Here is a 16,143-nt window from a genome sequence, read left to right on the forward strand (position 1 = left end):
CTTATTAATAGGGAAGATGATGCGAGAATTGTATATATCCTTGAAAGAATAGAATTTCTAATATTTTGCGATTTTTTCTATAAAAACAAATACATTTTTGATCATAATTTATACTACAATGACCAATACCATGCGAAAATAGTTCGATGGAATATAATCTTATTATAATTCAAAATGACAAGATTTATTCGTTATTGCTTTTTAAAATAGAAATGAAGGCGTTTTGAGGTATATCTACTTTTCCAAAACGACGCATACGTTTCTTTCCATCTTTTTGTTTTTCTAATAGTTTGCGTTTACGTGTTATATCTCCGCCATAGCACTTTGCTGTTACATCTTTGCGACGTGCTTTTACTGTTTCTCGGGCAATAATACGGCCTCCAATTGCTGCTTGGATTGCTATTTGAAACATTTGTTGTGGAATGAGATTTTTTAATTTTTCACATATTCCTCGACCGCGTTTTTCCGCAACAGAACGATGAACCAATATGGAAAGAGCATCTACTGTTTCATCGTTGACCAAGATAGTAAGTTTTACCAGATCGCCGTTTCTATAATCGATGACAGTATAATCGAAAGATGCATATCCTCTGGAAACTGATTTGAGACGATCGTAAAAATCAAAAATGACTTCATTAAGGGGAAGTTCATAAGCTAGTATTGTCCGATTTTCAATGTGGTTCATGTCAATTTGTATGCCGCGTCTTTCTTGGCATAATTTAAGAATAGATCCTAGATATTCGGTTGGTGTTATAATAGTTACGCTAATCCAAGGTTCTTTCAATTCAGAAATTTTTGTGATATCTGGCATATCTGATGGATTGCTGAGCTCTATTATACTGCCATCACGCATGGATAGGTTGTATATGACAGATGGAGAGGTTCCTATAAGGTCTAAATCAAATTCTCGTTCAAGGCGTTCTTGAATGATTTCCAGATGAAGGAGTCCAAGAAAACCACATCTAAAACCGAATCCAAGGGCAGTGGAATTCTCTAACTCAAAAGAAAAAGACGCATCATTAAGCCGTAATTTTTTTATCGCTGTTCGTAGGTTTTCAAATTGGGAAGCATCTACGGGGAATAAGCCACAAAAAACAACAGGCTGTATTTCTTTGAATCCGGGTAAGGCTGAGGTGGTTGGAAAATCATCGTCGGTTATGGTATCGCCAACGCGAGTATGGGAGACCTCTTTAATAGAGGCCATCATGACGCCGATCTCTCCAGGATATAATGTTTCTATATCTACCATTTTAGGTGTTAAAACTCCAATGCGTTCTACTTTGTATTTTGCGTTGGTTCCCATTAATCTTATGGTCTGTCCCTTTGTTAGTTTTCCATTTATAATTCGAACTAACACCATGACGCCAAGGTAGCTATTGTACCAGCTATCGATGAGTAGGGCTTTGAGTGGAGCGTTCTCTCCCTCTGGGCTTGTAGGATGTGGTAATTGTTGTATAATTTTTTCCAGAAGCTGTTGTATTCCTTCCCCTGTTTTTGCTGAGATAAGCAAAGAATCATCTGTGTTGATGCCAATGGTCTCTTCAATTTGTTTTTTTACACGCTCTGGGTCTGCAGAAGGCAGATCTGCTTTATTGAGGACAGTAATAAGTTCATGATTGTTATCAATTGCTTGGTAAACATTTGCAATGGTTTGCGCTTCCACGCCTTGGCTTGCGTCTACTACAAGAAGAGATCCTTCACAGGCTGAAAGAGAGCGGGAAACCTCATATGTAAAATCTACGTGTCCAGGGGTATCAATGAGATTTAACAGATAATCTTGACCATTTTCACTTGTATAATTGAGGCGGACTGTCTGTGCTTTGATTGTGATTCCTCGTTCACGTTCTATATCCATGTTATCCAGGACTTGCGAAGACATTTCACGTTCGGTGAGACCTCTGCAATATTGAATAAATCGATCTGCAAGGGTTGATTTTCCATGGTCGATATGAGCTACGATGGAAAAATTGCGTATTCTTGATAGGGGGGTGGGTTTGTTTTGCATTTCGGAATTATAGCAAGAGATCAGAATTGTCGCAAAAGAAAAAGCTTATTTTTTTCATTTATTACATCCGAATTAAATTTTGGAATGATTTTTTGTAATTTTTCTGTTTTTTTGCGGCTTTTGATAATTTCATAATGTGGGGAAAGGGGGGGCTATAATAGTAATCAAAAGATCATTGTTATTTTTAAAATTAAAAAGCATCTTTTAATCTTTAATTATATATGGCTTTTTAGAGTAGTTTTTCTATCTTAAAATATACTTGACTAAAGGATATAGTTACTGCATCTTGAGAGCGTTGTTTTTATTAGTATAGGGGGAATATAGAGATTCGCAAGGTATATAGATCATCTAAATTAGATGTAAGTTCAAAAGATAATTATAGGGTTAATGATGAGGTGTTACTACATAACCCCGTAGTTGTTAAGTTGATAATGGCTGATGGTCAGGGCGTAAATGAGATCAGCACTTCAGAAGCCTTGAAAAAGGCACAAGAAGCGAACTTAGACCTTGTGGAAATTGATTCCTCAGCCAATCCTCCTATTTGCAAGATGCTTGATTTGCGTAAGTTAAAGTATACTATGCAAAAAAATGCGGCAGAAGCTCGTAAGAAGCAGAAAAGCGTTGATACAAAAGAGGTAAAACTCAGCCCTGGTATTAAGTCAAATGATTATGAGGTAAAATTAAGATCTATAGATGGCTTCCTAAGGGGTGGTTGTAAGGTAAAAGTATATGTCAGATTTCGAGGGCGTGAAATGATGTATCCGGATCAAGGATATAATCTGTTAACAAAGATCAAGAATCACGTTAGTGAGATTTCTAGAGTTGATTACGAGCCTAAATTTGAAGGTCGGCAGATGATTATGATTTTATCTCCAAAGTGATTTGAATTTCTGTATCTAGTTACTTGACTATTTTTTTGAATCTGCATAGGCTTGAAAAGCAGTGAATGCGAAGCTTTTTATCTATTGTAGTGGATGTTTTTTATTAACTCTTTTAGTTGATGTTTTCTGTTGGTTTGGAATTTTTTTTGTATGTTTTGGAGTTGAGGTGATGAAATGCCTAAGATGAAAACGAATTCTTCTTCTAAGAAGCGTTTCAGTATTACTGCTAGCGGGAAAGTTAAAGCGCAGGCTGCGGGTAAGCGTCATGGAATGATAAAAAGATCGAATAAGTTTATTCGTAATGCGCGGGGTGCCATGGTTTTGGGTGCTGCTGATGCAAAGAAGATTATAAGGAACTACCTTCCTAATGGTCTTTAGATATTGATATTTAATAGGCAAAATATTTTTCTGTCTTTTGTTTGAAGGAGTGCGATAGTGACTCGTGTTAAGAGAGGCGTCGTTTCTAACGCTAAGCATAAAAAAGTTTTAAAGTTAGCCAAAGGGTTTTATGGTCGTCGTAAGAATACTATAAGAACTGCTAAGGCTGCTGTCGATCGATCTCGGCAGTATGCGTATCGTGATCGTAGGGTTAAAAAGCGTGATTTTAGATCTTTGTGGATTCAGCGTATTAATGCTGCTGTTCGCTTATATGATTTAAATTATTCTCAGTTTATTAATGGTTTGCAAAAGGCAGGCATTACTCTTGATCGTAGGACTCTTTCCGAGCTTGCTATTGAAAAGCCAGGTTCTTTTGAAAAAATTGTCGATGTTTCGAAGGCCAACTTGATATAAGTAAAGGATGCCGTATTCATTAAAAAATGATATTTCCTTTTACTATTGATTTTTAGGGTATTCCATACAAATCTGCTGATTTTTCATAAGTATCATTGTTACTTTTTATTGGTTTTTGATATTTTTTACTTTAAAGTATTGAATTAGTGTTGGTTTGGATTTTTATAGGATGGTTAAATTTGATTGTTTTGATGATGATGTAGAACAATTGAGGTCCTCTATTTTGGATTCTATTGATTCTGCTTCTAGTATAGATTGTCTTAATGCTATTCGTGCTTCTGCTCTTGGCAAAAAAGGGTCTGTATCTTCTCTTTTAAAAGATTTAAAGAATTTAAATCCTGATCAGGTTCGTTCTAGGGGGCTTGTTCTTAATAAATTGAGAGATGAGTTGTCTGAGAAGATCTCTTCTCGCAAATATTTTATTCGTAATCAATCTATTGTTGCCCAGATATCTTCTCCATCTATTGATGTTAGTTTGCCAGTTCGTTCTTCTCCATGTCATAGGGGAAGGATTCATCCAATTACACAGGTTGTTGATGAGGTGACATGTATTTTTATGGATATGGGGTTTGTATTGGAAGAAGGTCCTGATATTGAAACGGATTATTATAATTTCACCGCATTAAATTTTCCAGATGAACATCCTGCTCGCCAAATGCATGACACTTTTTTCATGCCTGGAATTGTTGGAGGAAAGCATAAACTATTGCGGACACATACTTCTCCAGTTCAAATCAAAATAATGGAATATCAAGATCTTCCGATCAAAGTAATTGTTCCTGGCAAAACCTATCGTCGGGATTCCGATTCTACGCATTCGCCAATGTTTCATCAGATAGAAGGATTAGTCGTTAGTCAATCTGCAACGATTGCAAATCTTCGTTGGGTTTTGGAGTCTTTTTGTAAATCATTTTTTGAAGTAGAATCCCTTGAAATGCGCTTTCGTCCATCTTTTTTCCCTTTTACAGAACCTTCCTTTGAAGTTGATATTCGGTGCAGTCGCTCTGAGGGTATAATAAAGTTTGATGAAGGGGCGGAATGGATGGAGATTTTAGGATGTGGCATGGTCGATCCTAGAGTATTGCGTGGCGTTGGTATTGATCCGGATATATATCAAGGTTTTGCTTGGGGGATAGGGCTTGATCGTATAGCGATGTTAAAGTACGGAATGCCTGATGTGCGTGATTTTTTTGGATCTGATGTGCGGTGGATTGAACACTATGGTTTTTCTCCACTCGAAATTCCCCCTTTGTTTTCTTACTTAAAATAAGGATGAATTTCTTTGAAATTTACATTATCTTGGCTAAAAGACCATCTTGATACAGATGCTAGTCTTGGAGAAATATGCGATAATTTAACTTCTATTGGGCTTGAAGTTGAAGGGGTGGATACCCGTGATTCTTTAGCTCCTTTCAGAATAGTAGAAATATTGTCTGTACAACGACATTCTAATTCACAAAATCTTTCAGTTCTTCAGATTGATGTTGGAGAGCAAAAGACTGTTCAAGTCGTTTGTGGTGCTCCTAATGTTCGTGTTGGCTTATTGGGTATTTGGGCTCCTCCTGGAAGTTGTATTCCAGAGAATCATATGACAATAAATGTGAGAAAGATTCGCGGCATTGAAAGTATGGGCATGATGTGCTCTGAAAAAGAATTAATGCTCTCGGATAGTTGTGTAGGTATAATAGAATTGCCTATTGACGCTCCTGTAGGAGGGAGATTTAGCGATTATTTTGGATTATCTGATCCAATTATTGATATTGCTCTGACTCCTAATCGATCAGACTGTTCAGGTGTGCGTGGCATTGCCTTGGATTTAGTTGCGGCTGGTTTAGGAAAGTTAAAAGAAATTGATGCTCCTGTTTTTTCTTCATCTGGATCAATTCCAGTAGAGATTCAATTTGATTTAGATGACGCGCGCTTATGCAAGGGATTTGCTATGTGTTGTGTAAGGGGTGTACGCAATACTTCTTCTCCTAAGTGGATGCGTCAACGGTTAGAGGCTGTTGGATTACGTCCTATTAGCGCTCTTGTGGATATTACGAACTACATTGCTATAGATCGAGGATATCCATCACATGTATTTGATTCTTCTAAAATATCAGGCGATATTACGATTCGTCGTGCACGTAGCGGTGAAAAATTTATAGCTCTAAATGATAAAGAATATGAGTTATCTCCAGATAATGTAGTGGTTGCATCGGATAATTGTATTGAGTCTATTGCAGGTATTATTGGCGGGAAGAATGCTTGTTGTGATGATGATACAACAGATGTCTTGGTTGAAGTTGCTTTATGGGATTCTCTTAATATAGCCCATTCTGGTCATGTTTTGGGTATTAGTACTGATTCTCGTTATCGTTTTGAACGTGGAGTTGATTTGCAAGGGATGCTTCCTATCCTTAAATACGAAGTATCATTGATTTTATCTCTATGCGGGGGTATGGCTTCGGATATTTTTGTTGGAAAGCATGAGATATATAAACCGCGTACCATTGAATTTATAAATTCGGAAGTTAAACGACTAGCGGGTATTGAGGTCCCTCTTAAAGAGAGTTTGTGTATTTTAAGAAATCTGGGATTCGATGTTATTGAGAAAAAAGGGGTATGGACGGTTTCTGTCCCTTCTTGGCGTCAAGATGTTGAGGAGAAAGCTGATTTAGTAGAGGAAATTTTACGAATTTATGGGGTCGATAAGATTAAAGGTGAGCCACTTTCTTTGACTCATCTCGGGAAAAAAAGAAATTTATCATTGCAACAGAGTAGGATACGTTATTCCAAACGAGTGCTTGCTTCTCGCTCTATGATGGAATTAATAACTTGGTCTTTTATTCCTAAAAAACAATCAGTTCTTTTTGGGGGAGGGCAGCCGGAATTGGAACTCCTCAATCCTATTTCTGTAGAAATGTCTAATATGCGGACTTCTCTTTTGCCTGGATTATTAAAAGCCGTTAGTCGTAGTATTGATCGTGCAATCATGGACCTCGCAATATTTGAAGTATCTCATGTTTATGAAAATGATAGACCTGAGGGGCAAAAATGTATGGCGTCGGGGATTAGAAAAGGATCTTCCTGTATGGAAGGATCTGGAAGATTTTGGTCAGAACAATCTGTGAAAAAGTGTAGGTTTGTAGATGTGTTTGATGCTAAAGCAGATGCATTAGCCGTCATTGAGGCTTTTGTATCTATTGATTCTCTTCAAATTGAATCTGGTGCGCCTTCTTGGTATCATCCAAAGCGTTCTGGAACCATTAAGGTGAATAACAATGTAGTTTTGGGATATTTTGGAGAATTTCATCCTGAAATTTTAGATTTTTTTGGATTATCTAATCCTATTTGTTGTTTTGAAGTTTACCTAGATTATATTCCTATCCCTAAAAACAAACCTATCGCATCCAAAAAAATCATTAATCTTCCTTCCTTTCATCCGATTAGACGTGATTTTGCTTTCATTATAGATAAAACTGTTCCTACGGCTACTCTCATTAATATAGTCAGAAGGATTGATCGTCAATTAATAGTAGATGTGAGGGTTTTTGATGTTTTTGAAGGAAAATCACTAGGAGAAGATAAAAAGTCTATTGCTCTGGAAGTTTTAATTCAGCCCTTAAAAGAGGCTTTTTGTGATGAGGATGTTCGGGCGCTGACAGAACGTATTATAGAAAATGTTACTAAGAAATCAAATGCAGTTTTGCGTTCTTCATGAATTTATATCTATGGATTTAGTTGTGGATAGCGAGCATAATTTTTTATAGATCAAAAATATAATCAAAATATTTTGATATTTTCTATTTTAGATTAATATTATTTGCTGAGTAAGAAAACAATTTTGATTGAAGGATTGTTTGACTTGCTAAGTAGAGACTGGTTCATTGATTTTGATGAGATAATATATTGTATTATTTTTGCGTATATTTACTACAATATACGATATAAACATGTAATAAAATTGATTTTGATGAGATAATATATTGTATTATTTTTGCGTATATTTACTGCAATATACGATATAAACATGTAATAAAATGGAAATATTTGTTTTGTTATATTGTTTTTTAAAAACATTTAATGTCGCATAGAGAATAAAAATATGAATTAATTAGATAAGATATTGTATATCTATTTACTTTCAGTTAAGGATCTTTTTAATGCACTAAGCAGTCGAATTTATTTTTGATTCGTTTTGTCAGGAAAACTGTTCTGTGTGGTCTTTTTGTAAGTAAAAGAAGGATAAGTCATGAAGTTTAAGAATATTTATTTGGGATCCGCTGCGATCATAGCGGTTCTTTCCTATACCGAATCTTTTGCGGTAGTTCATAAAAGTACAGTAAAAAATCACAAGAATGCACATTATTGCGAGAAAGGCTATCAAAAATATCTTTCGGATCATTGCCTGAAAATTTCTAAATATTATGAGCCGAGTGTATCGAGTTTATATGTAAAGGGTGCCTCTCCTCAATATAGTTATCCTTTGAAGACTGGCGTTGCTGTAGATTATAAAACTCAGACTAGATTAGGAAAACTTCAAGGTTCGCTAAAATTAAAAGTATACACTCCTGATCTTTCGACGTTACGGCGTGTAAAAAATGACAGTAATATGTTCACTCCTTCTGGAACTTTTGAGAATGTTAATATTACCTTAGATGAGTTGTATCTTAATCTAAGAGGGGTTCAAGCAGGTTATTATAAACCTTGGAGTAATGAGGTTAGTTCTGTTTACGATATGGCTGCTCTGAATAATGATGAAGCAAATATAACATCTCTTTCTTATCAACGTTCTTTTGGTCTTGTAAAAGCAGGTCTTTCCGCAGATCTTTTACAGCAGGCAGCTAAAAAGAGGGGATTAGGCATTGGCTATATGGTTTCTTATGTTTTTGGAAAGTTAAAATCTACAGTTACAGGTGGTTATGATACTTATAATAAGCACCTAGCTGTACGAGCGAATGTTAGTGCTCGTTTAAGTAATTGCAGTTCCTTTGATTTTGGTGCTCTATGGGCTAATGGTAAGAATTCTTACTATGATCAGTCTCAATCCTCTATTTTTGCTGGATATAAAGTGAATGTTAGAGATAATATCAGCATTTCCCCAGGAGCGCAGTATTTTTGGAATAAAGATAAATTTACGACAAATACAAAACAAAATAGCTGGACAGCCGGTGTTGGAGTGGCGTATGAATTTTCTAAAGACACAACAGTAAAACTTTCTACTCTATATGATTCCCGTCCGAATAAAGGTGTAAATGTAGCTTTAGCATGGAAACACGGTTTCTAAATTATCTTCATAATTTAATTTTATGTTTATAGCGGCTACTATGTGGTCGCTATTTTCATATGTCATATGTTCTATTGATTGTACTCAATATATTTGATTATTTTTCAAATAGGGAGAATGAAAAGTGATTTGATTCGTAGTAGTATTTATATATTGTTGCAAGTAAACAGTAATGTCTTTGTTTTGTATTAGAATCTCTAGTATGCGATAATTGAAGAATATTTTATATAACCTTATAAGCATATGATATTGCTGATGTTTTACGCTCTTCTCCTCACTTTCTTTAGGGTGATCAGGAGATTCGTGCTCAGTATAGGATTATCTTAATTTTATATTTGGTTGGGGAACTCGGATTCGAACCAAGATTAACGGAGTCAGAGTCCGTCGTTCTGCCATTGAACTATTCCCCAATGTCGTACTGTTTACTTGATGCAACTTAACCTGTAAAGGAGTAAGATCCTTTAGGAATATATAATTTGTATGGTGAAGTAAATTCCACAACAGATAAGTCTTATCTGTTGTTTTTGTCAATATACATTAGATTTAATGCTTTCTTTCATCGAATGACTTTTCATTTTATCCATATTTGAATTGTAAAAATAAAGGTTTGTAATACTCTTATTGTTATAAAATTCTTTCATAAAGAGTAAAGTCATTGTTGTATGAGTGGAGTATTGAGATAGGGAAAAGAAAGAAAACTATGGTGAAATTATTAGGTGGCTCTTCCCGACGTGGTCTAATTCAGAAAGTAAAAAATAATTCTTGTCAGGAATCTTCCCATCGTTGGTTAAGTCGGCATATTAATGATCCTTATGTACAACAGGCTCAATTAGAAGGTTGGCGTGCACGTTCTGCATATAAGTTGATTCAGATCAATGAAAAACACCGGATACTTCATCCTAGCAGGCGTATTGTTGACCTTGGATCTGCTCCAGGAAGTTGGTCACAAGTGGCTGCACGTATGACTGCCGCGAAGTCTAATGATATTCGTATTGTCGCTATAGATATATTAGATATGGAACCGATTCTAGGGGTTAAATTCTTCAAATTTGATTTTTTAGATTTAGAATCTTGGGAATTTATACATCAGGCAATAGGTGGAAATCCTGATCTTGTTCTTTCAGATATGGCGTATCCGACTATTGGTCATCGTAAAACTGATCATTTGCGTACTATGAGTTTGTGTGAAGCTGCTACATTTTTTGCTTTGGAGATGTTAAATGAAGGTGGTGACTTCCTTGTTAAAACATTTCAGGGGGGAACAACGCAAGATATACTTTGTCTTCTCAAAAAGAATTTCCAAAAAGTAATTCATATTAAACCAATGGCATCAAGAGCAGAATCAGTGGAAATGTTTTTGCTTGCTAAGGGATTTAAAAAGTAAGAACGCCATTAAATATGTAAGATTTTTATTTATCGTTTTATGTTTACTATACAGACCATGAATATGGTGCGGTCTAGTCTTACGAGTGGAAATGTAGCGGTGTATAAGCATTATAATTGGGAAAGCGCTGATTAGTTTCTAAGATCATTTGATATTTGGAGAAATATTTTGTGTTCTTAGATAAAGCTATCTTAGGCGTTGAATCTTATTTTTTATGTAAGCAAAGAGGGGTGAGAATATTTTTAAGAATAATGCCCTCTAATTTTTCTAAAAATCATACTCAAAAAGAAAAAATAAAATATTTACACAAGATAGTATGATTTTCTATGTAAATATAGTCATTTTAATGGTGGGCATGGCAAGAATCGAACTTGCTACCCCTACGATGTCAACGTAGTGTTCTACCAATGAACTACATGCCCATTTATTACAACGTAACACTTATTTGTAAAGCATATGATTTAATTTCGTCAACTTATTTATGATTTTTATATTTAATTTTATACGGCAAGCAATCTATTTACTTCATTCACAAGATCTCGTAGATGAAAGGGTTTGGAAAGAACTTTTGCATTTTTAGGGGCATTCGAATCAGGATTTAAGGAAACAGCAGCAAAACCCGTAATAAACATTACTTTTAAATCTGGATCTAATTCTGTTGCTTTGCGTGCTAGTTCAATGCCATCCATTTCTGGCATAACGATATCTGTTAGGAGTAGCGAAAAAGGTTCTTCACGAATTTTATCGTATGCACTAGCTCCATTATTGCAGGATATGACTTCGTATCCAGCATTTCCTAAAGCTTTTATTAAAAAACGACGCATATCATTATCATCTTCGGCAAGCAAAATTTTTTGATTCATTGCGTGGAGCCACTATTTTTAGACACTAGTTTGAGCTTAGTAGTTATTATGGACATTATAATTTTCCTAGATGAGAATATCAATGTATACGGAAAAAATATCAATTTTGATATTATCCTCTTTGCATACGATAGGTAATATATACATGGATATTTTATTACTAGATGTTACGCATAATTCACTTCGTACCTTTAACAGTTTTACTTTTTTATGGTAAAGGGGTGATTTTGCTATATGTTTAGGGGAAAATAATTGAGAAATAGATTGTTTTTCTTCAACAGATATATCTCCTTAATAATGTATTTTCCTATAGTGGAAAAAGAAAATATGCATCTATATAATTCTTATTTTTTATTTCTTATCTTTTATCAACTCTATTTAGTAATGATCTTTATAGATCCTTTTGTCAATCAAATCACTCATGCTTGTATGATGTGTACAAGAATTATGATTATCAAAATTATATAATTTATATTCTTATATATAAATTGTTGATGTCCATAGTGCCAATTGTATAATTCTATACATGAGATGAGTAGTCTATTCATTCTGCAAGTACTATCATTTGGTTTTCTATTATAGTTTTTTTGGATTCAATAATCTATAAATTTTCCTTAATAAAAAGGATGATGTAATAGAAAAAATTTCTCCTCCTCGAGGAGATTATCATTAATAATTTATGAAAATATGTGGTTAAATTATTCTTCCTATTGCATACTTTATCTTTTTGATTTACTATCATATAGTGCTTTATTAATCTATTAGTTTATGGATTTTGATAAGAAATGATCGATTTTAAGATACCTCATGTAATTTTTCGTACACGTGTCAAAAAAACAGCGTTGGATGGTTCTAGCTCTTTTGAATGGAAAGATGTGAGTACGGAAGAGTTGTTTTCTAAGAAAAAGGTATTTCTTTGTGCTCTTCCAGGTGCTTTTACCCCCACTTGTTCAAATAGTCAGCTTCCTGGTTTTGAAAAAATCTATGACGATTTGATTTCCGAAGGAATCGAAGATGTCTATTGTCTTTCGGTCAATGATTCTTTTGTCATGAATGCTTGGGGAAAAAGTTTAGGCATTAAGAATGTTAAATTATTACCTGATGGTTCAGGTGAGTTTACGCGTAAAATGGGAATGCTTGTCTATAAAGATAACTTGGGGTTTGGTGTACGTTCTTGGCGTTATGGCGCTTTGATTGATGACATGATCATTCAACATTGGTTTATAGAAAAAGGATTCTCTGATAATTGCCCTACAGATCCTTATGAAATTTCTTCTCCAGAAAATGTTCTGAAATTTATTCGAGCAAGTAAGTAGTTATTGATTTTTCATAAAATGATCGGATAATCTGGAGTACTATCGGTTTGGTAAGTAGACGATGATGATGCGATAGTATCTTTAGCTTAGCAACATCTTTCACTATGTGTGTATCAAAATTAATGAGAATAAATTTTAAATTTTTATTTATTGTTCTAAAGGAAATGAGAGCAATAGATAGAAATAACATCGTCTATATCTAAGACAGTATATCATAAAATATTCTCGCATACAGTAAGATATAAAATGAAAATATCGTATTTTAAAAAATAAGTATGGATGTCAAAATAGCAAACGATATTTGATATTTTCATGGTGCCCAGAAGAGGACTTGAACCTCCAAGCCTTGCGGCACAGATACCTGAAACCTGCGCGTATACCAATTCCGCCACCTGGGCTTTTTTGTATTTTGAATTTTATTTCTCTATTGTCAATTATTTTTGATATAATATTCTAAAAAATTCTTAGTTTAATAAAAAAAGTAACAATGCACATAATGAAGAGAGTGTTTTTTAGTATTTTAAATATTATTAGATTCATTACCATTGATTACCATTGCCTAAATGTCTTTTTTTATTTTGCTAATTTTTGGAAAGAAATAAGTTTTAGCATACATAATTTTTTAGTTAGTATACAAACTATCATAATAGTAAGCATCTTGCTTTTTCTATATGCTGCCAATTAATTTCGATAGAATTTGGGTTATAAACCTGAATAATTTTTATAATGTATAAAAGAAATATAAAATAATTTCGTTTGACCTATAGAATGATATAGGAACATTCTCTAACAATGATATTCAGGACAAAGATAAGTATATCTTCGGGATTACTAATAATAAAATCTATTATTAGTAAATTATTTTACTATGTATATCCAAGTATTTGTCCAATTTGTAGTAGAATGATAGATCGTCGTTTTTGTTTATGTGCATTTTGTTGGTCAAAAATTAATTTTATATCTTCTGCTACACAGAATTTAGAAAATATCGATAATATTATTAATGAAAAGCCTTTGGAATTATTAAGGCAGGATTTGCGCTTAATCCCGATACGTTCTGTAGTTGTATATTGTGATATATCGTGTGTTTTAGTACGACTTTTGAAATATCATGATAGAACTGATTTAGCTATTATGATGGCTCAATGGATGTTTCGTGTTGGAAAAGAATTGGTTATGGATTCTGACTTGATTGTTGCTATTCCACTACATCGTTTTCGTCTTATTTACCGTCGATATAATCAATCATCTGAACTCGCACGGCTTATTTCTCAATATGGAAAGAAGCCATTTGTTCCTGGCATTTTGGTTCGTTCCCGTTTTACTCGACAACAAGTAGAGTTATCTTTATCTGCTAGAAAAAGGAATTTGCATAATGCTTTTCATGTCCCTCAATATGCCCAGAAATATATTGCTGGATTTAAAATTCTTCTGATAGATGACGTCTATACGACAGGTGCAACTGCACAATACGCTGCTATTGCTCTCAAAAAAGCTGGGGCTAAAAGTATAAGTATTTTGACTTTTTCAAGATCCCTGAAGAATTGATCCCCAGAGATATGAAAAATTATTTATAGATATTATAACTATTGATATCCATCTTTTAATCTTATTCCATCAATATGAGCAGCTATATATGCAACTGCTTTGATATAATTTGTAGAAGCATTCCAACGTTTCAGAATTAAAAAATTTTTCTCTTTAGGCTGATAGCCCTTGTTTTTTGTCCATCCATTTTTTTTCAAAAAGTTCGCTGCGGATTCGATGGCATCTATATTGGATGTTATTATACTAGCTTTACCATCTCCATCTCCATCTACAGAAAATTTCTTGACGTTGCTTGGGAGAAATTGAAATGGTCCGATTTCACCATGAAGAGCGCCGCGGGATTCAGCGGATATGATGCCTTGATTGACAAGTTCAAGAGCCACAAAAAACTGTTCGGTAAACAACGCAGAACGACGACAATCATAGGCAAGGGTCGCAAGGGTTGAAAATGTAGGAACTTCTCCCATTCGATCACCAAAGCGACTTTCTAATCCCCATAGAGTTATCAAGATACCTGCAGGAACACCATAATCTTTTTGTATTTTCTGAAACAATGCCTGATATTCTTTTTTATTTTTTCCCCTCGTTCAATAATATTAGAAGTAGCTATTCCAGAGATATATTCTTGAAAAGATAGTGGGGGAGCAGTGAACATTTTCCGGTCTAATGAGACGGTGGCATCTCTATATTTAATATTAGAAAATACTTTGTTCACAACATCTGCATTGATGCCCTTTTTAAGAGCTTGTTCGCGTGCATCTGACATCCACTCATTAAATTTATCGGGGGTTTCTGAACAAATGGCTAAAGAAAGTGTAGGGTGAATTAGTATCAACAGTAATATAAATAAAGATCTTGTTTTGTTAAAAGACATCAAGAAACCTTTCTGTTGCATGGAAGGTGGATTTAGGGGAGGGTTGTGTTTTTATTAGTATTTTTGATCATGAGCTCAGCAATTTGCACAGCATTTAATGCCGCTCCTTTTCGCAAATTATTAGCCACAATCCATAAATTAAGTCCACTTTTTACAGTCATATCTTTTCTAATGCGTGAAACAAATACAGGGTTTTGATTTACGCATTCAATAGGAGTTGCATATTCATTTTTTTCTGGTTTGTCGATTACCACGCAACCTGAAGATTTGCTTAAGACGGTACGTGCTTTCTCTACCGTAATATTATTTTCGAACTCTATATTTACAGATTCCGAATGACCTATGAAAACAGGGACACGCGCAGCTGTACAACTAATCTTTATATTTGGATCTAGAATTTTCTGTGTTTCTGCCACAACTTTCCATTCCTCTTTTGTGGAGCCATCATCCATAAAAATATCTATATGGGGAATAATATTAAATGCGATATCTTTGGTAAAAACATGATTTTCTATTTTTTTATTTTCTGAAAAAGATTTTGTCTGAATAAGAAGCTCATCTATCCCCTTTTTCCCCGCTCCAGAGACAGATTGATATGTTGATACTACAACACGCTTTATCATTGCGATATCATGTAAAGGCTTGAGTACTACAACAAGCTGAATTGTTGAACAATTAGGATTTGCTATAATATTCTTGCGAGAAGCTAGAGAGATAGTTTCAGGATTTACCTCTGGAACAATGAGTGGAACGTCTGAATCATATCGCCATGCTGAAGAATTATCTATAACGACACAACCTTTTTCAGCTATTTTAGGTGACATTTTTGTAGAGAACGCATGACCAGCTGACATGAGACAAATATCAGTTTTAGAAAAATCATAAGAATTCACATCTTCCACTTCAATGGTTTTATTCCCGAACGGGAGCTTTATTCCAACGGAACGTTTAGAAGCTAAGGCCACAATTTTACTGATGGGAAATCCACGCTCATATATAATATTGAGCATTTCTCTTCCAACATTCCCTGTTGCCCCAACAACTGCTATTTTGAAGGTCATCATGCTATCTTCTTGCTAAAAACCAATATTCGATATGACTAAATCATTGTTCAGATACCTTATTATAGTTAGGACAAAACAATTATATATAAATTTTAAAATAATATTTTTCAAACAATAGTCAAGAAGAGCTTTTATGCGGATAAT

The 16,143-nt window shown here is 34.3% G+C and carries 12 protein-coding genes, 3 tRNA genes and 1 pseudogene; 9 read left to right on the plus strand and 7 right to left on the minus strand.

Annotated features, from left to right (window positions below; translation table 11 throughout):
• Positions 1–184: 184 nt before the first annotated feature.
• On the minus strand, positions 185–2,005 hold the full coding sequence (lepA, locus tag CKC_RS02480; protein WP_013461911.1) for a translation elongation factor 4: 1,821 nt from the start codon (positions 2,003–2,005) through the stop codon (positions 185–187).
• 395 nt (positions 2,006–2,400) lie between these two features.
• Here lepA and infC point away from each other — a divergent pair, with 395 nt between their 5' ends.
• The 6 genes from infC to CKC_RS02510 all read left to right on the plus strand — a co-directional run bounded on the left by infC (position 2,401) and on the right by CKC_RS02510 (position 8,950).
• The gene (infC, locus tag CKC_RS02485; protein ID WP_013461913.1) at positions 2,401–2,886 is read left to right on the plus strand and encodes a translation initiation factor IF-3; all 486 of its coding nucleotides are present in this window, start codon (positions 2,401–2,403) and stop codon (positions 2,884–2,886) included.
• A 174-nt stretch (positions 2,887–3,060) separates the two neighbouring features.
• On the plus strand, positions 3,061–3,264 hold the full coding sequence (gene rpmI, locus CKC_RS02490; protein ID WP_013461914.1) for a 50S ribosomal protein L35: 204 nt from the start codon (positions 3,061–3,063) through the stop codon (positions 3,262–3,264).
• Positions 3,265–3,321: 57 nt separating this feature from the next.
• Complete coding sequence (gene rplT / locus CKC_RS02495; protein WP_013461915.1) at positions 3,322–3,678, plus strand: 50S ribosomal protein L20; 357 nt, start codon at positions 3,322–3,324, stop codon at positions 3,676–3,678.
• Between the two features lie 169 nt (positions 3,679–3,847).
• Positions 3,848–4,948, plus strand: coding sequence for a phenylalanine--tRNA ligase subunit alpha (gene pheS / locus CKC_RS02500; protein WP_013461916.1), 1,101 nt, complete (start codon positions 3,848–3,850; stop codon positions 4,946–4,948).
• Positions 4,949–4,960: 12 nt separating this feature from the next.
• A complete protein-coding gene (pheT, locus tag CKC_RS02505; protein WP_013461917.1) occupies positions 4,961–7,384 on the plus strand; it encodes a phenylalanine--tRNA ligase subunit beta in 2,424 nt (807 codons plus the stop codon).
• 531 nt (positions 7,385–7,915) lie between these two features.
• Positions 7,916–8,950, plus strand: coding sequence for a porin (locus tag CKC_RS02510; protein ID WP_013461918.1), 1,035 nt, complete (start codon positions 7,916–7,918; stop codon positions 8,948–8,950).
• Positions 8,951–9,286: 336 nt separating this feature from the next.
• On the opposite strand, the gene CKC_RS02515 is transcribed toward CKC_RS02510, so the two are convergent.
• A tRNA-Gln gene (locus tag CKC_RS02515) sits at positions 9,287–9,360 on the minus strand.
• 290 nt (positions 9,361–9,650) lie between these two features.
• On the opposite strand from CKC_RS02515, the gene CKC_RS02520 reads away from it, so the two are divergent.
• A complete protein-coding gene (locus CKC_RS02520) occupies positions 9,651–10,334 on the plus strand; it encodes an RlmE family RNA methyltransferase (protein WP_044054285.1) in 684 nt (227 codons plus the stop codon).
• A 347-nt stretch (positions 10,335–10,681) separates the two neighbouring features.
• Here CKC_RS02520 and CKC_RS02525 read toward each other — a convergent pair.
• Together CKC_RS02525 and cpdR are read right to left on the minus strand one after the other, a co-directional pair.
• Positions 10,682–10,756, minus strand: a tRNA-Val gene (locus CKC_RS02525).
• A gap of 78 nt (positions 10,757–10,834) precedes the next feature.
• Entirely contained in the window at positions 10,835–11,197 is a 363-nt protein-coding gene (cpdR, locus tag CKC_RS02530) for a cell cycle two-component system response regulator CpdR (RefSeq protein WP_013461921.1), read from the minus strand.
• A 785-nt stretch (positions 11,198–11,982) separates the two neighbouring features.
• On the opposite strand from cpdR, the gene CKC_RS02535 reads away from it, so the two are divergent.
• Positions 11,983–12,513, plus strand: a complete 531-nt coding sequence (locus tag CKC_RS02535) for a peroxiredoxin (RefSeq protein WP_013461922.1) — start codon at positions 11,983–11,985, stop codon at positions 12,511–12,513.
• Positions 12,514–12,826: 313 nt separating this feature from the next.
• Here CKC_RS02535 and CKC_RS02540 read toward each other — a convergent pair.
• A tRNA-Leu gene (locus tag CKC_RS02540) sits at positions 12,827–12,911 on the minus strand.
• 505 nt (positions 12,912–13,416) lie between these two features.
• Between CKC_RS02540 and CKC_RS02545 the strand changes: the two genes are divergently transcribed.
• Entirely contained in the window at positions 13,417–14,061 is a 645-nt protein-coding gene (locus tag CKC_RS02545) for a ComF family protein (protein ID WP_013461923.1), read from the plus strand.
• Positions 14,062–14,099: 38 nt separating this feature from the next.
• On the opposite strand, the pseudogene CKC_RS06450 reads toward CKC_RS02545, so the two are convergent.
• Positions 14,100–14,956: pseudogene (locus CKC_RS06450) on the minus strand (lytic murein transglycosylase).
• Positions 14,957–14,967: 11 nt separating this feature from the next.
• Positions 14,968–15,996 (minus strand): aspartate-semialdehyde dehydrogenase, encoded by a 1,029-nt coding sequence (locus CKC_RS02555; protein ID WP_013461926.1) that lies wholly within the window; start codon positions 15,994–15,996, stop codon positions 14,968–14,970.
• Positions 15,997–16,143: the final 147 nt, after the last annotated feature.

The sequence above is a fragment of the Candidatus Liberibacter solanacearum CLso-ZC1 genome (assembly GCF_000183665.1).
Lineage (GTDB): Bacteria > Pseudomonadota > Alphaproteobacteria > Rhizobiales > Rhizobiaceae > Liberibacter > Liberibacter solanacearum.